General features: G+C 44.2%; 19 protein-coding genes. 10 read left to right on the top strand and 9 right to left on the bottom strand.

Annotation, left to right across the window (positions count from 1 at the left end; all coding sequences use genetic code 11):
- Positions 1–179: 179 nt before the first annotated feature.
- Complete coding sequence (locus tag AB6F11_RS04405; RefSeq protein WP_017059123.1) at positions 180–995, top strand: TauD/TfdA family dioxygenase; 816 nt, start codon at positions 180–182, stop codon at positions 993–995.
- A gap of 256 nt (positions 996–1,251) precedes the next feature.
- A complete protein-coding gene (locus AB6F11_RS04400; RefSeq protein WP_102393852.1) occupies positions 1,252–3,300 on the top strand; it encodes a response regulator in 2,049 nt (682 codons plus the stop codon).
- 150 nt (positions 3,301–3,450) lie between these two features.
- Here the strand turns inward: AB6F11_RS04400 and cqsA are convergent, their stop codons facing one another.
- Both cqsA and AB6F11_RS04390 read right to left on the bottom strand, forming a co-directional pair.
- Positions 3,451–4,632 (bottom strand): alpha-hydroxyketone-type quorum-sensing autoinducer synthase, encoded by a 1,182-nt coding sequence (cqsA, locus tag AB6F11_RS04395; RefSeq protein WP_102393853.1) that lies wholly within the window; start codon positions 4,630–4,632, stop codon positions 3,451–3,453.
- A 316-nt stretch (positions 4,633–4,948) separates the two neighbouring features.
- Positions 4,949–6,331: a PLP-dependent aminotransferase family protein gene (locus tag AB6F11_RS04390; RefSeq protein WP_017094916.1), complete on the bottom strand. Its 1,383-nt coding sequence runs from the start codon at positions 6,329–6,331 to the stop codon at positions 4,949–4,951.
- A gap of 103 nt (positions 6,332–6,434) precedes the next feature.
- On the opposite strand from AB6F11_RS04390, the gene AB6F11_RS04385 reads away from it, so the two are divergent.
- Together AB6F11_RS04385 and AB6F11_RS04380 are read left to right on the top strand one after the other, a co-directional pair.
- Entirely contained in the window at positions 6,435–7,331 is an 897-nt protein-coding gene (locus AB6F11_RS04385; protein WP_102393854.1) for an EamA family transporter, read from the top strand.
- A 203-nt stretch (positions 7,332–7,534) separates the two neighbouring features.
- Positions 7,535–8,407 (top strand): aspartoacylase, encoded by an 873-nt coding sequence (locus AB6F11_RS04380; RefSeq protein WP_102393855.1) that lies wholly within the window; start codon positions 7,535–7,537, stop codon positions 8,405–8,407.
- Positions 8,408–8,515: 108 nt separating this feature from the next.
- On the opposite strand, the gene AB6F11_RS04375 is transcribed toward AB6F11_RS04380, so the two are convergent.
- From AB6F11_RS04375 to AB6F11_RS04365, 3 genes are read right to left on the bottom strand one after another with little or no spacing between them, the layout of a single operon-like run.
- Positions 8,516–9,514 (bottom strand): GTP-binding protein, encoded by a 999-nt coding sequence (locus tag AB6F11_RS04375; RefSeq protein WP_102393856.1) that lies wholly within the window; start codon positions 9,512–9,514, stop codon positions 8,516–8,518.
- The gene (locus AB6F11_RS04370; protein WP_102393857.1) at positions 9,504–10,064 is read right to left on the bottom strand and encodes a carbonate dehydratase; all 561 of its coding nucleotides are present in this window, start codon (positions 10,062–10,064) and stop codon (positions 9,504–9,506) included. Before AB6F11_RS04370 ends, AB6F11_RS04375 begins: the two co-directional genes overlap by 11 nt.
- 60 nt (positions 10,065–10,124) lie before the next feature.
- Positions 10,125–10,580, bottom strand: coding sequence for a Fur family transcriptional regulator (locus AB6F11_RS04365; RefSeq protein ID WP_102393858.1), 456 nt, complete (start codon positions 10,578–10,580; stop codon positions 10,125–10,127).
- Positions 10,581–11,231: 651 nt separating this feature from the next.
- On the opposite strand from AB6F11_RS04365, the gene ihfA reads away from it, so the two are divergent.
- Entirely contained in the window at positions 11,232–11,528 is a 297-nt protein-coding gene (ihfA, locus tag AB6F11_RS04360; RefSeq protein ID WP_004734853.1) for an integration host factor subunit alpha, read from the top strand.
- Between the two features lie 175 nt (positions 11,529–11,703).
- Here ihfA and AB6F11_RS04355 read toward each other — a convergent pair whose 3' ends face one another.
- Positions 11,704–12,693, bottom strand: a complete 990-nt coding sequence (locus tag AB6F11_RS04355) for an ABC transporter substrate-binding protein (protein WP_048611496.1) — start codon at positions 12,691–12,693, stop codon at positions 11,704–11,706.
- 346 nt (positions 12,694–13,039) lie between these two features.
- Between AB6F11_RS04355 and AB6F11_RS04350 the strand changes: the two genes are divergently transcribed.
- From AB6F11_RS04350 to AB6F11_RS04335, 4 genes are read left to right on the top strand one after another with little or no spacing between them, the layout of a single operon-like run.
- Positions 13,040–13,345: a c-type cytochrome gene (locus AB6F11_RS04350; protein ID WP_061025265.1), complete on the top strand. Its 306-nt coding sequence runs from the start codon at positions 13,040–13,042 to the stop codon at positions 13,343–13,345.
- Positions 13,342–14,568 (top strand): molybdopterin-dependent oxidoreductase, encoded by a 1,227-nt coding sequence (locus tag AB6F11_RS04345; RefSeq protein WP_102393859.1) that lies wholly within the window; start codon positions 13,342–13,344, stop codon positions 14,566–14,568. Before AB6F11_RS04350 ends, AB6F11_RS04345 begins: the two co-directional genes overlap by 4 nt.
- Entirely contained in the window at positions 14,568–15,071 is a 504-nt protein-coding gene (locus AB6F11_RS04340) for a cytochrome C (RefSeq protein WP_102393860.1), read from the top strand. The genes AB6F11_RS04345 and AB6F11_RS04340 overlap by 1 nt, the downstream gene beginning before the upstream one ends.
- Positions 15,068–15,637 carry a c-type cytochrome gene (locus tag AB6F11_RS04335; protein ID WP_102393861.1) on the top strand — a complete coding sequence of 190 codons (570 nt, stop codon included), beginning with the start codon at positions 15,068–15,070 and terminating at the stop codon, positions 15,635–15,637. Before AB6F11_RS04340 ends, AB6F11_RS04335 begins: the two co-directional genes overlap by 4 nt.
- 151 nt (positions 15,638–15,788) lie before the next feature.
- Here the strand turns inward: AB6F11_RS04335 and AB6F11_RS04330 are convergent, their stop codons facing one another.
- Positions 15,789–16,565: a RelA/SpoT domain-containing protein gene (locus AB6F11_RS04330; RefSeq protein ID WP_017059130.1), complete on the bottom strand. Its 777-nt coding sequence runs from the start codon at positions 16,563–16,565 to the stop codon at positions 15,789–15,791.
- 324 nt (positions 16,566–16,889) lie between these two features.
- Here AB6F11_RS04330 and AB6F11_RS04325 point away from each other — a divergent pair, with 324 nt between their 5' ends.
- Positions 16,890–17,543: a thiopurine S-methyltransferase gene (locus AB6F11_RS04325; protein ID WP_102393862.1), complete on the top strand. Its 654-nt coding sequence runs from the start codon at positions 16,890–16,892 to the stop codon at positions 17,541–17,543.
- Between the two features lie 113 nt (positions 17,544–17,656).
- Here AB6F11_RS04325 and purT read toward each other — a convergent pair whose 3' ends face one another.
- Positions 17,657–18,832 carry a formate-dependent phosphoribosylglycinamide formyltransferase gene (purT, locus tag AB6F11_RS04320; protein ID WP_102393863.1) on the bottom strand — a complete coding sequence of 392 codons (1,176 nt, stop codon included), beginning with the start codon at positions 18,830–18,832 and terminating at the stop codon, positions 17,657–17,659.
- Positions 18,833–18,999: 167 nt separating this feature from the next.
- Complete coding sequence (gene cdd / locus AB6F11_RS04315) at positions 19,000–19,887, bottom strand: cytidine deaminase (RefSeq protein WP_017059133.1); 888 nt, start codon at positions 19,885–19,887, stop codon at positions 19,000–19,002.
- Positions 19,888–20,136: the final 249 nt, after the last annotated feature.

The following is a 20,136-nucleotide window of genomic DNA, read 5'->3' as shown; positions in this document are numbered from 1 at the left end:
GCTTGTACGGTGGTGTGAGAGGACGGAGGCCGTGAGGCCTCCTCCTACTCGATTCGGAGAGACGACTTTCTATTTCAAGTGAGAAAGAAAACCAGCATTTACCCGGTTTACAGTTAGTAGTCAGATTAGCCTAGTAGCCAGATCCGCCCTGCAACTCAATATCACCAATAAGCGAAAGTATGTTGAAAATAGAACCCATTACTCCTCACATCGGCGCTCGTATTCACGAACTAGAGCTTTCTACATGCAGTGCTGATGAACTCGATAAGGTGTATCAGGCACTTATTGCCCATCAAGTGATCTTTCTCGACGGGCAGACTTTGTCTCCAGAACAACACTTGATGATTGCACAGCGCTTTGGAACGTTAGAACCTGCACATCCTTTCTTCCCTCGCGTGGAAAGTGCGCCACAGGTGAGTGTGATTGAAACAACCCGTGGCAATGCGCCAAAGGAAAGTTATTGGCATACCGACTTAACGTGGCGCAGCTTGCCGTCGAAAGCTTCCCTGTTGCATGCTCAACACATTCCAAGCATTGGTGGTGACACTATCTGGTGTTCTATGACTGCGGTTTTTGAATCTCTACATGAAGATATGAAAGCTAAGTTGAGAGGGTTGTCGGCGACTCATTCGCTTGTGGCCTTTGAAGGTATAGAATCAGAAGACATTGATCTCGATTGGCACAAATCCTTGATTAAAACAGCACAGGAGAATCCGCCAGTGGTTCACTCTGTTGTTCAAGTTCATCCTGAAACGGATAAAGAAACGCTCTGTATCAATGAACAGTTTACTCGTTATATCAACGAACTCGACCGCAAAGAGAGTGATGTTTTACTCAGCCAACTGTTTGAAATTGCGAGACGCCCTGAGTTTCAAGTTCGTTTCAAATGGGACAACGGCTCAATGGCGATCTGGGATAACAGGGTAACGCAACATTACGCAGTGATAGATTACGGGGATACTCCAAGAAAAATGCATCGAGTAACAGTGACATAGCGGTAAGCTGAACACAGTTATCAAAAGAACACCGCGCATGCCCATCCCTGAACCATGCACTCGTACTTAAATTTAAGCGTCAGCAGGGTGCATCATTCATCTACGCTTAATAATAAAAACAAATGCGTTGGTACATATTTGATTGAAACCTCACTGCTCGGACGTGATGTGTAATATAATCGGCGCCAAAATATAAGTATAAAAACCAAATCATAGAATTAATAAACGTCAGGGCTTAGAGAGCAAAGTATTTCGTATGAACGCGATTCGTAAAGTTTACCAGTACGCAGAACCGAATTTAACCCTCGTGGGTTGGATGGGCTTTGTCGGCTTCCCAATTTACTACATTGTGTGGGAGTTTTTGTTCCCGCAACCCTACGAAAACTTAGCGCTTCGCCTGTTTTGCTCGGTATTGTTCTTTGGCATTATATTTCGCAATCGCGTCCCATTTGAATGGCGAAAATACCTTCCGGCTTATTATCAAGTTGCCGTAACTATCTGTTTGCCAGGTTTCTTCTTCTACATGCTGCTAATGAATAATTGGTCCAACGTTTGGGTTATGTCATTCATGTCGGCTATTTTCCTCCATATTTTATTGGTGCACGTGACGAGAGTGATGTTTGCACAAACCTTTGCCGGTATTGGGATTGCTACCTTGTGCGCTTGGATTGCACAAGGCTTCTACCTCGAACTCACAATGGATTGGACGCATGTGCCAATCTTTTTGTTTATCTACTTATTCGGCAACTTGTTCTACTTCCGCAATCAGGTGGAACATGAAAACAAGGTGTCATTGGCGAAGTCTTTTGGTGCGGGTATTGCCCATGAGATGCGAAACCCTCTAAGCGGATTACTTACCTCTATTGATGTCATGCAGTCCATATTGCCGAACCCTAAAAGTGGCGATCAAAAAGGGCAATATGCGTTAAGCAATGAAGAAGTGATTCAGTTGCGTGAAGTGGGCGATGAAGCGATGGAGATCATTCATTCCGGTAACGAAACGATAGATCTGTTACTGACTTCAATTGATGAAAACCGAGTCTCTCGATCTACGTTTAAGAAGCATTCAGCGCAAGCGGTGGTTGAGGATGCGATAGACAGTTTCAATTACAAGCGCTCTGCTGATAAATCAGCAATCTCTTTAGACGTACAGAGTAACTTTGATTTCTTGGGTAGCGACACTTTGTTGAAGTACGTGATGTATAACTTGTTCAAGAACGCATTCCACCATCGCTGCCCTGAAGATTTTCATATTCATGTCACCATGTGTAGTGATGAAGTGGCCAATCAAATAATGGTTACCGATAACGGATCAGGCATCTCAAATGATGTGATTCGACGCATTTTTCAGGACTTTTATACTACTGGCCAATCGGGTAATTACGGCTTAGGTTTGCCATTTTGTCAGAAGGTAATGCGCTCGTTTGGTGGTGAAATTAAATGTCAGTCTGAAGTGGATCAATGGACACAGTTCACGATGACTTTTCCGTCTTTGTCTTCCCATTCGGTGAAAGAAATCAAGAATGAACTGACTAAACTTAAGACTGTGCTAATGGTGAGTGACCAGAAAGTTCTCACCAATAAAATGACTGAGGTAGCCCGTTTTATGGGGTTTGAGCTCACGGTGTTGGATGTAGCATCAGCGCTTAAAAATAAGGAATACCAGTTCGAATTCGACTTGATATTCGTTGACATGGAGAGCTTGGATTTAAGAGCAAGTTGCCTCGATAGGGTTGAATCTTTACTTTCATTCACTGAAGCTCGAATCATCTATTTGTATGAACATCACCCAATTAAACGTGTCCGAAACGTTGCTTTTGAACCTATTTGGGTGGAAACACAAGTTTGGCTACTGAATACCAAGGCGACCATCGAACGCTTACTTTTCGACTCCAACTATGTGATGCCATCAGTTTCTGTAAAACCGTTAGAGGCTACCAATAAGCGCACGATCATGGTGGTCGATGATAACGAATCTCTGCGCCGATTTACCGCGATGTTATTGGAAAAGCAGGGTTTTGATGTCGTGCAGAAAGAAGATGGGCAACAAGCCTTAGACGCGTTGGACAGCGATGATATTGATTTAATTCTGATGGATATCGAGATGCCAATCATGGACGGTGTTGAAGCTTCTCGTCGAATTCGAAGCGCTAACAAAGCATACTCTTCAGTGCCAATTATTGCTCACACGGGTGACAGTTCTCCTGTGACATTGGAAAAAATGGAATCATCAGGCATGTCGGACTTTATTGTTAAACCAGCGGACAAGAACCGACTGTTCGATAAAATTGCTCACTGGATTTAGGGGGTGTAATAGTCTGAAGTTCACGGGCATTGGGTAGACATAAATACAAGAAAGAGCTCAGCGAATTGCTGGGCTCTTTTTGTATCGCGACATGATAGCGTCCATTCAGTCCTGCCGTTGGTGTTAGTTATAAATACGGTTCGAACAAGGTTACACGAACTCTAACTCGGGGTGATGGTACGCTTCGTGACAAACCGTGAGCACATGGTCAATGTCTCTTGGCGTCATGTCGGCATTCACTGAAAAACGGATGATGTTTTTGTTCTTGCCAGTAGCAGGGCGGCAGAAAACCGCACCGAACACATCACGTTCTTCTAAGAAGTCTCGCACACGCTCCGTGTTTCTTTCATTGCCGCACTCTAGCGCTACAATTTGAGACTCACTGCGGATATTAAAGCCAATTCGCTTTAGCCCCGTAGTCAGCGATTTTGCCCGATTGAATAAGGCTTCTCGTTTGTCTTCCGCACCTTTGATCACCTCTAACGTTTTCTCTAAACGAACCACCTCTTGTGGTAACACTGTTGAGCTGAAAATCGCAGGGTACGCCACAAACGGCAAGGTTCTAGACAGTTGTTTAGGACCAAGGATTGCCCCAGCGCGATAAGCAAAGGTTTTTGCCAAGCTAACGGTGATGAAGTCGACTTGGTTGGTGAGTCCTAACGCTTGCACTAAGCCTGCACCATTTTCTCCATGTGTACCCAGAGAATGGGATTCATCAACGACGACCGCACAATCAAACTCTTGCGCCATTTCGTAGATGTCACGCAGTGGGGCAATGGTTCCGATTGTGCTGTAAACCGAGTCGACAACAATGACGCCTGAGCCGTGGCGTTCTAACTGTTTGCGTAGGTGATTCATATTGTTATGCATAAACGGGTGGGCAACTGCGCCGGCAGCGCGGATTCCTTCCCAAAGCGACATGTGTGCAAGGAAATCAATATACACAGGTGTGCCCGGTGGGCAGATGGTTTGCAATAGCCCAATATTGGCCGCCCAGCCCGATTGAGAAAGTAAACAGCTCTCCATTCCGACATAGTTCGCGAGCTCAGTTTCGAACGCAGGTTTAGACTGCACATCTTGTAAGAAAATTGCAGACATCACCACGCTGTCATCGTGTTCACTGATCGCCGCTTGGTGAGCTCGTTGGATCGGCTTGTTGTGTGACAGCGCTAGGTAATCATTGCTCTGCATGACAACAGCGTTGCGTGGTGGACGTTTACCCAAAACCAAATGCTTTTGGCTTTGGTTCTGGGTAATTAGGTCTTGAATATAGAAGTTCAAGCGTTCTTCGATAAAGGAAGGTAGTGGTTTGGTTTTTGTTTTATCACTCATAATAGTTCTCTTCAAATACAGGAAAACGCCAGCGCTGACGGCTGTATATTGACGATTAAAAGTGAGGTGTCATTAGCCAAGTTGCATATTTTTGTGCGTGCTTGCAAACTCAGTATTTAAGGGTTTTGAGGCGAGTGATTTTCCTTACGGTTCGGGGCTTTAACCTAGTTCAGATGGGAATAATAGCCTTCTTTTTTATGATAAAAGGCTATTAAAATTCGGTGTTCGAATGGCTATGAAAAGGCCGATTATGAAAAGCTACGGTGTGTTAGCTTTGTTTATTCACTAGCACGTATTAACTATGAATTAGCACGTATTACCTATGAATGTGAATCAGTTCTATCAAGTCGTCCAATTGCTGCTTGGCTTTCCCCTCTAACGAGTAACCAATATTGATGCGTAAGCAATTGCTGTAAAGGTCGAGAGTGCTGAACAGGTGCCCAAGCCTGATATCAATGTTCTGGTCAGCAACTGCCTGAGCAAAGGTTGATTGGTTCAAGTTGGGTATTTGCAGCCAAAGCACCATGCCACCTTGTGGGTTACTTATCTTCACATCTTGAGGAAGATGCTGAGCTAAATAGCTTAGGTATTGTTGGCGTAATGAAAGGATTTGAGCACACCTTCTTCGAACGTGTTTTGCGTATTGACCAGATTCGATAAAGTCAGCAACCGCAAGCTGAGTCGGCAGGGCAACGCCATAGCTTGCTGCAGAAAACTGAGCCTTGTATTCGTTGATAAACCTACCCGGTAAGCACCATCCTAATCGGTAACTCGGTGACAGGCTTTTCGAGACTGATCCACACCATAATACATAGCCGCCTTTGTCATAGTATTTTGCTGGCAGCGGCGTGTGTGAGGAGTAGGACAGTTCCAGATACACATCATCTTCAATGATCGGCACTCGATAGTGATTCGCTAATTCAGCCAGTTTCTGCTTTTGAGTGGCTGACATATTGATCCCTTGAGGGTTCATATGAGAGGTACAAAAGATCGCGGCATCCACTCGTTTATTCTTCAAATGCGCTTCCAGTTGTTGCAAGTCGACACCATCATTTAGAGACGGGATCTCGATGATTTTTCGCGACATTTGTCCGAGCAATTCCAGAATACCGTTGAAACATGGCGAGCTAATAGCGATGGTGTCGCCTTCTTTAGTGCAAGATTCAAGTGCGGCCTTAATCGCAGACATACAGCCAGCCGTAATCACCATCTCTTCAGGTGAAAAGTGCACATCGAGCTTGGCAAAATGAGTGGATAATGCCTGTCGTAACATCGGCTCACCCTGTGTATCTGGGTAATGGTTAAGCCTGTTGCTCATACGCCTAATAGCGCGACGAAAACTACGTTCCAGTTCAACGATCGACTGCTCATCATTAGTGGTGCTCGAAACCCCTAAAGGCCCATTGATTGAGTTGTGAGTCGATGAGGTTTGCCTAACGCTGGACACCTTACTCTCAAACTGTGCCCACTCTGGGGTTGAGTGAGCAGGTTTATGAGGAGAAACAAAATATCCCGCTTGCGGTCGAGAATGGATCCAACCTTGTGATTCTAATTCTTGGTAGCAGCTCACCACGGTCGACATGCTGATCGCCTGTTGCTTGGCCAATTGACGAAGCGAAGGCATGCGTCCGCCTTCCGGTCTTTTGCCTGTTTCTATTTCATCGATAAATTGATTGGCTAGCTTTCTGTAGATGCTCATTGTCACGACCGTTATCAACTGTACTGGTTTTTATTATGAAAATTGTATCTGTACTGGTTTTATTGTTCAAGGGATACTCATTCAAAACAAAGGAGGGGTGAGTATGAAAAGAAATGATTTGTTGTTAGCGGTATTCGTTATGGCAATTTGGGGGTTCAATTTCTCGATGATCAAAATGGGTGTGACCAACGTTCATCCATTATTGGCCACTGCTGCGCGTTTTTCGCTAGCGGTGATTCCGGTGATATTTTTTGTGGCGAGACCTAATGTCGCTTGGCGCTACTTAGTCAGTTATGGCTTTGTGTTCGGTGTGGGAATTTGGGGTATGGCTTCATGGTCGATTACTGCGGGTTTGTCTTCGGGGCTTTCATCGGTCTTGCTTTCAACCAACGTATTAATCGGCATGGCGGTTGGCGTGTGGGTGTTCAAGGAGAGTGCTTCCGTTCGTAAATTAATGGGTGCGATGCTAGCCATGTGTGCCTTAGCGGTGTTGGTTTCCGCAGCAACGGGCAACGTGACACTCAAAGGTGTTATCTTGATTATGATAGCGGCATGCAGTTGGACCTTGATGGGCGTGATTGTTAAGGCATCTAAAACCACTCAGGCTTTTGCATTTAATGTGTGGGGGATGCTGTTTGCTCCGGTGCCATTGGTGTTGTTTGCCGTGATGTTACACGGTGACCAAATCATCTGGCAGGGTATTGAACAATGGGATTGGAATACGACGATTGCGGTGCTGTTTCAGGCTTATCCAACCACGCTATTTGGTTATTGGGTGTGGAATAAGTTATTAATCCAATACCCGTTAAGCACAACCGCCCCGTTAACCTTGTTAGTGCCTATCTTCGCATTGATTAGTGGTTACTTTATGTATGACGAGGTGCTGTCTGTCGCTCAGGTTGTTGCCTCAATACTGTTTCTTATTGGGATTGGTTTGATTGTGAAACCTGCGAATACAACGAATACCAAAGCGACACAAACACTTGCCAAGCAAAAGTGATTGAAGAAAACTGATATTGCATGACCAGCTTTGAATGACAAATAAGACCTCGCACTTGTGAGGTCTTATTCTATGTATCGAATTTGATTAAAGTTATCTTACGGAAGGCGGTCAAGTTATCTGGAGAAACTTCTCAGTAATTGTTATGTTATATCGTATCAATAATGAGTGGCTAGATTACTCGACATTTGGACATCGATATCATGGATAAAATTAAACAAGTCTTGCTGGTTGCGGGAACACACGGCAATGAGCTCTCAGGTATTTACCTAAATAAGCTGATCAAAGAGGGCATGTATGGAGCTGATCGTTCAACGTTCGCTGCGACTTCTGTTATCGCAAATCCGAAAGCGGTAGAACAGAATGTACGATACCTAGATATAGACCTAAACCGTCAGTTTGCTGTGGGTGATAAAGAAAGCGGATCTGACTTAGCTGAACAGGCGGTCGCGCGTCAGTTTGCCGAAAGGTATGCAAATCGAGAGCAACAATTGATCGTTGATTTACACAACACGACCAGCAATATGGGGGCGACATTAATCTTGCTGTCAAATGATGCTTTCTACCAAAAAATGGGCGCGTATGTGAAGCAACGTATGCCGGAAGCCAATATTCTTTTTGAAGACAGAAAACCTTGGGATGAGCAGCCATACCTGTGCACGGCAGGTGATCGCGGCGTTATGATTGAAGTAGGGGCTCAAGCGCATGGGTCACTCAAGTTCGACACTCTCAAACTCATGAAGCAGATGCTAACCTTGGTTCTTGATTACGTTGAGAACCATAATCTTAACCAAGTTAAAGCGTTACAAGACTACAGTGCTTTCTTCTATGTTGAGGAAGTGAATGTGCCACTTGGTCCCGATGGTATGCGAGTCGCTACGGTACACCCAGCGATTTGTGGCAGAGATTTCGAACCCGTGAAGCAAGGTGAGCCGTTGTTAGCGACTTTCTTTGGTTATGATATCTATTGGGAGCGCGAACAAGATATCTATCCACATTTCATTAATGAGAGCGCTTACGCTAAAGCGAACATTGCGATGGCCTTGGCAGAGAAGCGTCTAGTTTCTGTAGGCTAATCAGGCTCAGCATTTTTCTAGGAGCTGATAAGACTGCTAATCCATAACAAGCAAATAAGCCCACTAGCTTTGGTATACAAGATTAGTGGGCTTATTTCTTTCTATGACTTAAGCGATCATGCACTCAAGTAACTGGTTCTCAAGATCGTCATCTATTTCTAGACCGATCACTTCTATTCTGGTTTCGATACACTCATCGAGTTCTGATTCCGTCAAGCCATCCTCTGTTAAGTTGTACCCGAAAATACCACTTTGAGTAATGAATACCGCTTTCATCCGCTCAGCTTTCAATCCAACTAAAAAGTGTCTCAAACGCTGGTGGTCAAACAGTTTCTCTGCTGAGAATCGCCAACCAACGCTTTCAAAACCTTCACCTTGGTTAGTCGCTTTGATCATGCCGCTTTCTGGCATCGGTAATTCTGAAGCGAGCGGCTTTTCTTGCTGATGATGATGGTGGTGCGCTTGTTGGCCAAAGAAATTTGTATCTCCTTCGAACTCTTCAAAAGGGATTTTTCCATGGTGAGCGAAGACTAGCTTGGTATTCGGGTGACAAATTTCAGTCACGTATTCAGCCAGTTTCTCTGCGTCGCCATCTTGGTATAGGTCGACTTTGTTACCAACTACGGTATCGGCAATGGTGATTTGCTGATTGAAGGTATCGTGATCTGCATAGCGAGAATCAGAGAGCTTCCGTGCATCGACTAAGGTAACGTTTTTCTGCAGTGATAGTACTTTACGGTAATGTTCAGAGGACAAAACTTGCAGCACTTCTTTAGGGTGACCAAGCCCTGTTGGTTCGATTAACAAACGATCTGGTTTGGCTTCGGTAAGCAGTTGATTGAGCGCGATTTGCATCGGTAAACCTGCTGCACAACACATGCAACCACCGGGTACTTCACGAATGAACACTTGTTGTGTGGTCTGGTTGCCTTGAATCAAGCTACCATCAACGCCGATTTCTCCAAACTCATTCACTAGCACAGCCCAGCGTTCATTTTCTGGTTTGTTATTCATCAGGTTGAGAATCGCAGAGGTTTTTCCCACTCCAAGGAACCCGGTAATAATGTTGGTTGGAATGCCTAACATAGGTGACTTATCAGAGCTCATTAGCAATTCTCCTATAGCCTTGAACTAGGGTGTGGTTGGCTGATACCACAGACTCTGAAAATGCAGAGTATTCAGGCGGTACTTTGGAGATGCTATTTAAGTCAAACCCTGAGCCTATATTGGTCATTGGTGGAACATGGAAGTTTTCCGGTAAATCGAGGCCATCTATCACACAGTTATGGCGAATGACACAACCTTTGCCAATCACAGCATTGAATACCACCGAGTTGAAGCCAATAAAGACATCGTCACAAACTTCACAAGGGCCATGAATGATGGAACGGTGAGCGATAGAAGAGCGTTCTCCAATGGTAACCGCTGCTCCTGCTTTTGAGTGTATGACGACACCATCTTGAATATTGGTATCGCGCTTAATCACGATTGCTTCCATGTCACCTTGTTCGTTAACCTCGTCGGCACGAATGACGGCGTAGGGGCCGATAAACACGTTATCTTCAATGATAACTTTCCCGCAGATGATAGCGGTCGGGTCAATGAAGGCGGTTTCCGATACGTTCGGCATATGGCCGCTAGGGTTTCTTCTTAACATATTGAGCTCTTTTATTTTTTTAGTGCCGCAGGGTCTACCACCATTGATGGAGCGGAATATTTATGTATCGACGCATTCATCACATACGCAGCTAATCTCTAACTGGGGGCTTGTTACAGTAAAGCCTTCTTGTTTTGCGTGAGATTGAAGATCGCGAATGATGGAAGGGGCGATGGTTTGCTCGCTGGTTTTGTCGCACTCAGAGCAAATCAAAAACTGCGGGATGCCGTGCTCATGATCGCAAAGGATATGGTCGCAAAGTATGTACTTATTAGAGACTTGCAGTTTGTGTGCTAGGTGCTGCTCTTCAAGAAACTCCAATACTCGATAAACCGACATCGCTTGAACGTGTTGACCAAAGTGTTCCTTACAATATTCAACGATTTCATACGCAGACAGCGCTTTGTCGGCATGAACCAGCGCACGCAGTATCAACAATCTTTTAGCGGTAAACTGTTTTCCGTTAGTTTTACAGCCTTGTTTTACGTGCTCGATGATCGCTTCGATGTCTCTCATTCAATCCACAAAATTAGTGATAATTTGGATATGTTATAACATAACAATCAGCTATAAGAAACGAACTTTTACTTAAACAACCTCTTAGGTGGGATCTCTCTTTTGAGGCTTACTTTGTAGATGAATAATAGCCGTTTATTGCCCATCATTTGCATGTTGTGCCAAAGAAGCTTTCTTATAATGATTGGATTACTGATTAAAACCCAAAAGAACATGGGTTGTTATAAGTGAATTCGAATTAAATTCTGAAATGATACAAATCTCATATTTAATAACGCTTATTTAGTAACCTCTGTTGAGTCCCATATCAAATCAAGTGGCTGATTTTATTGGGTATCGGAGAAAAGTCTCAAAAATTATTATTTAGATCGCTAAAGTTTTAAATTCTACCAAGTGTTATTTATATAGAATATAACTCCATTTGGTGGCTGTTGAGTAGATGGTTTTTAGCTATATATGTGAATTTTGAAGCGAGTTATCTTTCTGATTTGAAAGAATAATTAAATAGTTAAGATAAAAAAGTTGGCGAAAATCAGAAGCTTGGCATACACTTTCCTTGTAAATGACCTTATCTCATTGATTGAATAGGGTAAATGCTTTGGCGCTACTCACGATAGTAGCAATGTTTAACATAGCTTTGAGGAAAGTTTTATGGCACTCACGAAGGCCGATTTGGCTGAGAACCTGTTTGAGACACTCGGATACAGCAAGCGGGATGCCAAGGAAACGGTTGAAGTGTTTTTCGAAGAAGTTCGTAAAGCACTCGAAAATGGCGAACAGGTAAAACTGTCTGGTTTTGGTAATTTTGATCTTCGCGAGAAAAACGAGCGACCTGGTCGTAACCCGAAAACTGGTGAAGACATTCCAATTTCTGCTCGACGTGTTGTTACTTTCAGACCGGGACAAAAACTAAAGGCCCGAGTTGAAAATATTAAAATCGAGAAGTAGCCAAGCAATAGACCACGCCTAGCGTGGTCTTTTTGTATCTGCATAGAGTCTAAGCGAAACGCATTCCTTTAACTTTTTGTAATCTTTCTCAAACTCCATCTTCTTTCTGTTCCACGTAACGATCTTACTTTAGATGCTAAAACAGAGACTAGGCTTCTGCCTTTGAATCTTCGCTCTAAAGGGCTTGTTGAACCTTACTTGCGATCTCTTCAGACACCCAAGGCTTCCAAACTTCTGGAGAGCTTTCTAAGAAGTAATACATAGCTTCTTCTGCATCCGCTTGATTTTCTTCCATCCAAGCTAACATCTGGCTCATTTTCTGATTGGTGAAACCACGTTTCTGGAAGTATTCGTAGGCAAGAGGTTGGCTAGTTGCGAAGCTCTCCGTTGTTACCGTGTGAACCGGCGCTGGTGGGAACATGGTCACTTTAGGTGATTCACAGTCAGGCTGAGTCGTGCAGTTTCGAAATTCCTCGACGTCTATACCGCTACCAAAATCAACTTTAACCATCTCATACTTACCTAGCACAGGCGTAGGTGACCAGTAATATCCAAACCATGCTTTTTTGCGTTCGTAAGCTTTCGCTATCGTACCTGCTAAAGCGGCACCTGAGCCGGGATCAACCATTTCAAAATTGTGATCTTCTAACTTAAGCGCATCGAACAGGTGACCGGAGGTAATTTGACAAGTCCAACCCGCTGGGCAGCTGTAAAACGCGAATTTCTCATCATCTTCTGGGTGTTCAAACAGCTTTGCGTTTTTAATCACACCTTCGATAGTCGTGAGCTCCGGATACTGTTCAACAAGGTAGTTCGGGACCCAAAACCCTTCTTCACCCCCATTAACCAGCGACTTACCTGCATAACGTAACCGTTTATCCGCTACGCCTTTGTCTAGTGCTTCTTTGATTCCGTTTGTCCAAAGTTCGGGTGCGACATCTGGCTGACCTTTTTCGATCATGGAGGTACCCGTTGGAACGCTATCTCCGGGGATAAGTTGTGCGTCGCAGCCATAACCTTCATTAAGAATGAATTGGTCTACGTGTGCTATTAGGCTTGCCGAGTTCCAGTTCATATCGGCTATCGTGAACTCACCACACTCATTGGCATGAGAAGGTAACGCTAGAGCGGAGAGCACGAAAATCGCAGATGTTTTGATTTTCATATGACGAAATCCCTTTAATTGTCAGATGGTTGAAATTGTATCTAAGCAAAAAAACTTAAAGGGATAAAGAGCAATCACCCAGATATTTGTGACTTATTTGAACTGACTACGATCGGTCTGTTTCTAAGTTAGATGAGAGGAGTTGGAATAAAAGATAAACCATACATTTAAAATGGACAGCTAGAGAGTATGAATTAAGTGCATCTTATTGGTTTTATAAATACGTTCAGTGAAATTGAACAGAGGTTAAATCTAATTGAATTTAAATCGGCCGAGTGATTTGCTGTAATGCGCTCAATAAACAGCCAGTTAATCTATTTTGTTGATCTAAATCTAAGGAGAAGCTTTGCGTAAGTCCGCTTTAGCTTTGATGTTACTCTTTTTATCGACTGTCGCTTCGGCAGCGGAGTACCAGCAACTCGCCAATATGTGCATTGCTTGTCATGGCAGTAACAACGACACCTCGTTTCCCTCTATCCCCAACCTTAAGTGGCAAAACCAAGTCTACCTTACTGAGCAACTGACTGACTTTAAAAGTGGCAAGCGTGAGGACAAAACGATGTCCAAAGTCGTGCAACTATTGTCAGAAGAAGACATCAAGAAGTTAGCTAATTACTTTTACCAACTGAATAACACAGGGTCACCGCAATGAGTTTAGATAGAAGACAGTTCCTTAAAGCCGCGCTTTCAGTAACCGCAGTATCTGCATTACCGGTGTCGTGGGTATTTGCCGCGAATCGCCCTGAAGGTTTAGCTGCACTGGACATCAATGCATTAACGTGGGCAAAAGCAGAAGATCTACCGGATTACTACACCGTTTTAAATACCAACCCTTTGAATGCGTATCCGCCAGAAAGTATGCTTGCACCTGCTGTGACTCCTGCAGATGTTCCCTTTGTTCGTTGGAATGGCTTGATGCCAGATTTTACGGAGATGGATCCAGATACTTGGACCTTTGAAGTGAAAGGTGAATCGGTAAAACAGAGCAAAACCTACACAATTGCTGAGCTCAAATCTAAGTTTAGACATCACACGCAAAGCCTAGTATTGGAGTGTGGTGGTAACAGCCGTAACAATTTTTATCCAAGCACTAAAGGCAATCAATGGAACAATGCTGGTGTCTACTGTTCACAGTGGACAGGTGTGTTGTTGAGTGATGTGCTTAAAGACTGTGGCATTAAGGATGATGCGGTTTACGTTGGTAACCATGGCTTTGATAAGCACTTGAGTGGTAAAGGTGAGGCGATTTCACGTGGCGTTCCCATTGCAGCGGCGATGAACGATAACTCCTTGATTGCATGGGAAATGAATGGCGAGCCGATCCCATATCTCCATGGTTATCCGCTACGAACGGTATTTGGCGGTCGACCGGCTTCTGTTTCTCAGAAATGCGCAACAGGCATCAGTATTCGAAACAAGATTCATGATGGGCACAAGATGGCGGCTCCTGCTTATCAAGTGCCTAAGAACCCAATCGCTCCGGGTGAGAAAGTGGATAACAAAGATTTCCGAATCATTGAAGAGATGATTGTGAAGTCGCTGATTACTTCTCCAAAAAGTGGGACAGAGTTTGCCCTCGGTAAGAAGGTTAAAGTCAGTGGTCATGCTTGGGCTGGGTTAAGAACCGTTGAGAAGCTGCAAGTTAGTTACGACTACGGCACCACTTGGCATGATGCAAAGCTGAATAAGCCGGTAAACAAGGGCGCGTGGCAACAATGGGAAGCTGATCTAGACCTTCCCATGACAGGCTATTATGAGATCTGGGCGAAGGCGACCGATAGCGAAGGCGATAGCCAGCCAGTCGTGCAACCGCAATGGAATCCTAAAGGTTACCTGTTTAATGGTTGCCACCGTATCGCAGTAAGAGTGTCGTGATGCTGTCTATTTCCAATAAGCCTATCGATGGCCGTTCTAAACTTACCAATTTGGTTAATGGCCAGTCATTTCATGCAGACTCAACTCCTGCCAGCAAGCGCAGTTACCGTAAAGGCATAATGAGAGCGGCATTGGTGTGTAGCTTATTAACGTCGATGCTTGTTCATGCTGAAGACATTCCAGAAAACCCAAAAGAGTACTACGGCGTAGATAAAGCCTCGGGGCTGATCATGGCACCCGGTTGGGAGACCGTGAAAGGGCAATGTAACGCCTGCCATACCAGCTTAATCGTTGCTCAGAATAGCGGCAACAGAGAGCAATGGCGTGAAACCATTCAGTGGATGGTCGACACTCAAGGGCTGTGGGATCTGTCTGATACTTGGGATCCAGTATTGGATTACCTCAGTACCTACTATCAAGACAAAGGCATCGATATGAACAAGTATCGTCGTAAGCCTATTGATAGCGCTTTGATGCCACCTATGCCGGGAGAGAGCCAATGATCATCAATCGATTAAAACGAACCTCTCTTGTGAATGGAATTGTTGCGAATGGAGCTGTTTTTAATAGAGCTGTTGCAAATAGAGCTATAGCGATAGCCGCTGTATCAGTAGTTTTGTTGTTGTCGGCGTGTACTGATGAACAGCCGAGCACTGAAGATAAAGTTGCCTTGCGCGTCGAATCATTAGGAATAGAGTCGAAACCAGTGCCAAAGCTTGAAGTGGAAGCTAAAACTGAGGTTGAAACGCTTGTCGATAGCAAGGTAATCACCAAAGATTACATACCCAGCTTAGTGTCAGGTGAAAAGTTGGTTCAAAATCTATGTAGCCAGTGTCATGGCGACAAAATTATTCCCTTCGTACAATCTTACCCAAACATCAAAGGCCAGAAAGCTGGGTATATTCTTAAGCAGCTGCGTGATTTTAAAAGTGATGAACGCCAAGATTTGTACATGCAGTCTGTGGTCAAACACCTTTCAGATGAAGACCTACAAGACGTAGCCGCGTTCTATGGAACGTTGGAGCCATTGGACTTATACAACCGCACTAAAGAGTATTATCACCAGTAGCTGAGCTTTCTCTGGGTATTGGCTAAGTTGGTCTCTACGAGGTTCGGTGGGTAAAACAGTAGATAACGATAAGCAAAACAATAGATAAAACAAAGGGCTGCGATTATGCAGCCCTTTGTCGTTCTTGTTTATGATAATTGTTTAGTCAGGACTAAGCCGCTTTAATGTGCGTTGTGATGTACGGTTGCCATGCTTGTTGGTAAAGCTCTAAAGATTGGCGTCTTAGGCTATTAATTTGTGCCGCTTCGATATCGTTGATTGGGCGATGTTCTGCAATTGCGTGACGCTCAATGCCTTGGATAATTTCGTACAGCTCGTGCTCAGGACCACTTTTCACGTCAGCAATCGCTTTTAAGTGAAGTTGAACCTCTGCAATGATGTTGGTTTTAGGCAAACGAACCAACAAGTTAAGGTCACGGTAACCAGAGTCAGCCGGCGATTTAAACTTATTTTTCAGCTTAACAACGTCTGCTTCACGGCTTAGCGCTTCGTAAACTTCAACCAAGCTCTCTACATCGTTCGCGATGATAGTTGCACGGGCTAAGTCGGTAATTTTGGTCACATCACCATCAAGCTCAAGGGCGATTTTTTCTTCTGCGCGAGCTTGAGATTTAACGCCAGCAAATAGCGCTTCAGAATTGGTGAGTAGGGCAGTACTTTTACAGATAGTTTCTAGTTCAGCTTGGCCTTGATGCGCTTTGCTGTACAAAATATCGAAGTCGGTGTAAGGCTGAGTCGGGCGTGAGTCGAAGGCTTTGATGCCGTAAAGGCCGCTCAAACTATGACGGAATACGTTTGAAGATACTTGGTTTTGCGCAGGAGTGCGCGTTTGATCTGTTGAACTTGTTGAAACAGGTGCTGCTGCGAATGCAGGCGCTCGGCTCAATACCAAAAGCATTAGGGCCGTCGTACGGAGAAATACACTCATTCAAACTCCAAAATACAAGGTTACAAAAAACGGGTAGTCAAAAGGGGTAACCAGTAACGCACAAGAGTAAAAACAGCTTAACTAAACTCACTACATATTTAATGGGGCTAGCTAAGACAGAAACTAACTCTAACGTTTAATATTGCTTTAAAATGTGAAGATATAGACAAATAATCCAACCGTTAGTTCTGCAATTATCAGAACTTTGAACTTAGCCAGTTTCTGATTTTATCGAAATCAATTTAGTACTTTAAACCAAGCTAAGGTTGCTCTTACCTCTCTATACTGTACCCTTGCATTATGACTGTTTAACATGAACGAAAGATGAATAATCCTGAATTTTGGCACAATAAATGGGCAGCCAACCAAATTGGTTTCCACCTCGAAGATGTAAACCCACTTCTGATTAAATTTTGGGAAAATACTGAGCCTAGCTACGAGAAGAGTGTGTTTGTTCCACTTTGTGGCAAAAGTGAAGATCTGATTTGGTTAGCGTCTAAGCATGAAGAGGTTCAAGGGGTTGAGCTTAGCCAAATCGCGGTACGCGCATTTTTCTCAGAGCATTTTTACACGCCGACGGTGACTCAAATCAGTGGTCAGCATGAGCTTTACCAATTCGATGAATTGAGTGTTTACACGGGAGACTACTTCACAGCGCCTATTCAGCCTGTTGACATTATTTATGACCGAGCTTCTTTAGTGGCATTGCCTGAAGAGGTGCGAGTGCAGTATGTCGAGCGTTTGAAACAACTACTGAAACCGGGTGGTAAGATTCTTTTGGTAACACTGGATTACGACCAAAACGAAATGGCTGGGCCTCCGTTTAGCGTACCTAAGTTAGAGATTGCTCAATTGTTTGCAGGATACAAAATTACATTGTTGAATCAAGATATAGCGAACGATGAACATCCGAAGATTGCTAAGAAAGGCTTGTCTCGCTTCTGTGAAGAAGTGTATTTGATTGAGTCAGACGCTTAAGTTCAGTCTGCTTAGTTAAGCGAACAGATAACACCAACAAAAAGACGGGCTCGATAGCCCGTCTTTTTATGGTTCAGATTTGAACTCGTGATTGTTCAGAATTGAATAGCAGGTTAGTAAATCACTTTTACTTTTGACGCGCTCTCAATTGCATCTTCAATCGCTGTCTCAGTGCTGTTGCGACGAGTAAGCGCCACACCAAGACGACGGCGACCATCGATATCAGGCTTACCAAACAAGCGAACTTGCGTTTGTGGTGCGTCTAGCGCTTCTGCAAGGCCTTCAAAGCGGATATTCGTTGATGTGCCTTGACCAAGGATTACGGCAGAGGCACAAGGGCCATACTGAGTAATTGATTTGATCGGCATACCCGTAAAGGCTCGTACGTGCAGTGCGAATTCCGATGAGTCTTGAGACATCAATGTTACTAGGCCTGTATCGTGTGGGCGAGGGGATACTTCGTTGAAGATAACGTGATCGCCTTTAACAAACAGCTCGACACCAAAGATACCGTGGCCACCTAGTGCATTAACCACTTGTTCAGCCGTGTATTGCGCGGCTTTAAGTGCGTTGTCTGACATCACTTGTGGCTGCCATGATTCGCGGTAATCACCGTCTTCTTGGCGGTGACCGATAGGCGCACAGAAGTGAACACCGTCGACTGCGCGAACGGTAAGTAGCGTAATTTCGTAATCGAAGTCGATGAAGCCTTCAACGATTACACGACCCGCGCCAGTACGACCGCCTTCTTGTGCGTAGTCCCAAGACTTCTGAATGTCTTCCTCTGTTTTGATAACGCTTTGGCCTTTACCTGAAGAGCTCATTACTGGCTTAACAACGCAAGGCATGCCCACGAATTCAACAGCGGCTGAGAAATCTTCAAAGGTGTCTGCGAAGCGGTAAGGTGAAGTGCTCAGTTTGAGTTCTTCTGCGGCTAGACGACGGATACCTTCGCGGTTCATCGTTAGCTTGGTCGCATTCGCAGTTGGAACGACATTTAAGCCTTGCGCTTCTAGCTCTACCAACTTGCTGGTGGCAATAGCTTCAATTTCAGGAACCACATAATCTGGCTTTTCTAGTTCAATGATCGCTTGAAGTGCATCGCCGTTTAACATGTCTAATACATGGCTACGATGCGCAACTTGCATCGCTGGTGCGTCTGCATAACGGTCACAAGCAATAACTTCCAAACCTAAACGTTGGCACTCGATAGCAACTTCTTTGCCGAGTTCACCTGAACCTAATAGAAGTACACGAGTAGCATTTTCACGAGTAGCAGTACCAAACATAGAAATTCCTTCCGATCTTTTGAACGATTGATTGAAAACGGGGTGATCATACTTATTTCAATGACAAAAGCAAACGTTTGCGCAAGTTGTTGCTTTAATTACAGGCATAAAAAAAGCAGCCCTGTTAAATAGGGCTGCTTATTTAAATTTTTGTTAATCAGATGTACTTAGATTGCTAAGTAAGTCACTGGAATGTCGGGATTAATCGCTTCTAATGTAGATTGCGTATCCGCTAGGTGACTGATGCTACCTTCTGCGATTTCAACCAAAGCAGCACTTTCAATTTGTTCGAAATCGAAGCCAGCCAGTTTAAGTTGAATTAACGCGACTTGCAGAGGTGGTAGGCTCGGGTTGAACGCTGCATTTTCAGCGTAAGCTCCCGTAAAAATTTCACCTGACGTCAGTTGTAGTGAAACACCACTTAGGTTTTTGGTGTAAGGAGCATGGCTGCGGTTTAGTGCTGCTAGCGCTTCTACAACAATAGGCGTTGTTTCTTCGGTCGTGTACTTATGATCAAGCTTTGTCATTAGGCCAGTTGTCACACCTAAATCAGCAGGGCCGAACGAGTCTGGTAAGTACTCTTGCAGAGACATTTCATCACGTTGTGGAAGCTGAACTTTAAGTTCTTTTGCTGTTGTCAGTTCGTTCATGAATTGACGACAGTGACCACAAGGACTGAAGTTGATGGTGATATCTGAGATACCGAGTTCGCCTTTCATCCAAGCGTGGCTGATTGCAGATTGCTCAGCGTGAACGGTTTGACCAAGTTGAGCACCAGCGATTTCAAGGTTTGCACCAAAATACAGAGTACCAGACAAACCACGCACGATTGCACCAACATAAAAGTCAGATAACGGAGCGTAAGAATACGCTGCGGCAAAAGGAAGTAGCGCAATACGTAGCTCGTCATCCGCTAGACCACTTGCTTGCAGTAGGCTAGCAAATTGTTCTGGAGACAATGTCGCGTCAAAGTTGTCTGCTAATACGATGTCACTCAAAAGCGCTTTCATTGATGATGGAGCACTTTCCAGCGCCAGGGTAATACGACTGTTCATGTTGAATCCTTAATTGACCTTAGGCTTTAAGTTTATGCATTGCTCAGGAATTTTCTGTGATAAAGATCACTATTAAATTGTTGTTGTTACATTGGTTTGCATAATTAGAGTGAGGTCACACTTGAAATCGATTACAAGAGCCATTTATACAGCTGATATCGCACTTATTGCTCGTAAAAGACCGTGACTTGACTGCTATTGCTAAATAAATGCGAATAAAAAGCCCAAACAGACACTGTAATAAACAGC

The organism is Vibrio sp. 10N.247.311.14, assembly GCF_041467715.1.
Taxonomy (GTDB): Bacteria; Pseudomonadota; Gammaproteobacteria; order Enterobacterales; family Vibrionaceae; genus Vibrio; species Vibrio crassostreae_C.
The sequence above is the reverse complement of the archived record's forward strand: the minus strand, read 5'-3'. Positions and strand labels throughout refer to the sequence as shown.

Coding starts and splice junctions, on each gene's coding strand:
- AB6F11_RS04325 (WP_102393862.1), top strand. CDS start 16,890: ATGAATAATCCTGAATTTTGGCACAATAAATGGGCAGCCAACCAAATT.
- cdd (WP_017059133.1), bottom strand. CDS start 19,887: ATGAACAGTCGTATTACCCTGGCGCTGGAAAGTGCTCCATCATCAATG.
- cqsA (WP_102393853.1), bottom strand. CDS start 4,632: ATGAGTGATAAAACAAAAACCAAACCACTACCTTCCTTTATCGAAGAA.
- AB6F11_RS04375 (WP_102393856.1), bottom strand. CDS start 9,514: ATGAGCTCTGATAAGTCACCTATGTTAGGCATTCCAACCAACATTATT.
- AB6F11_RS04340 (WP_102393860.1), top strand. CDS start 14,568: ATGCTGTCTATTTCCAATAAGCCTATCGATGGCCGTTCTAAACTTACC.
- ihfA (WP_004734853.1), top strand. CDS start 11,232: ATGGCACTCACGAAGGCCGATTTGGCTGAGAACCTGTTTGAGACACTC.
- AB6F11_RS04390 (WP_017094916.1), bottom strand. CDS start 6,331: ATGAGCATCTACAGAAAGCTAGCCAATCAATTTATCGATGAAATAGAA.
- AB6F11_RS04365 (WP_102393858.1), bottom strand. CDS start 10,580: ATGAGAGACATCGAAGCGATCATCGAGCACGTAAAACAAGGCTGTAAA.
- AB6F11_RS04405 (WP_017059123.1), top strand. CDS start 180: ATGTTGAAAATAGAACCCATTACTCCTCACATCGGCGCTCGTATTCAC.
- AB6F11_RS04345 (WP_102393859.1), top strand. CDS start 13,342: ATGAGTTTAGATAGAAGACAGTTCCTTAAAGCCGCGCTTTCAGTAACC.
- AB6F11_RS04400 (WP_102393852.1), top strand. CDS start 1,252: ATGAACGCGATTCGTAAAGTTTACCAGTACGCAGAACCGAATTTAACC.
- AB6F11_RS04330 (WP_017059130.1), bottom strand. CDS start 16,565: ATGAGTGTATTTCTCCGTACGACGGCCCTAATGCTTTTGGTATTGAGC.
- AB6F11_RS04385 (WP_102393854.1), top strand. CDS start 6,435: ATGAAAAGAAATGATTTGTTGTTAGCGGTATTCGTTATGGCAATTTGG.
- purT (WP_102393863.1), bottom strand. CDS start 18,832: ATGTTTGGTACTGCTACTCGTGAAAATGCTACTCGTGTACTTCTATTA.
- AB6F11_RS04380 (WP_102393855.1), top strand. CDS start 7,535: ATGGATAAAATTAAACAAGTCTTGCTGGTTGCGGGAACACACGGCAAT.
- AB6F11_RS04355 (WP_048611496.1), bottom strand. CDS start 12,693: ATGAAAATCAAAACATCTGCGATTTTCGTGCTCTCCGCTCTAGCGTTA.
- AB6F11_RS04335 (WP_102393861.1), top strand. CDS start 15,068: ATGATCATCAATCGATTAAAACGAACCTCTCTTGTGAATGGAATTGTT.
- AB6F11_RS04370 (WP_102393857.1), bottom strand. CDS start 10,064: ATGTTAAGAAGAAACCCTAGCGGCCATATGCCGAACGTATCGGAAACC.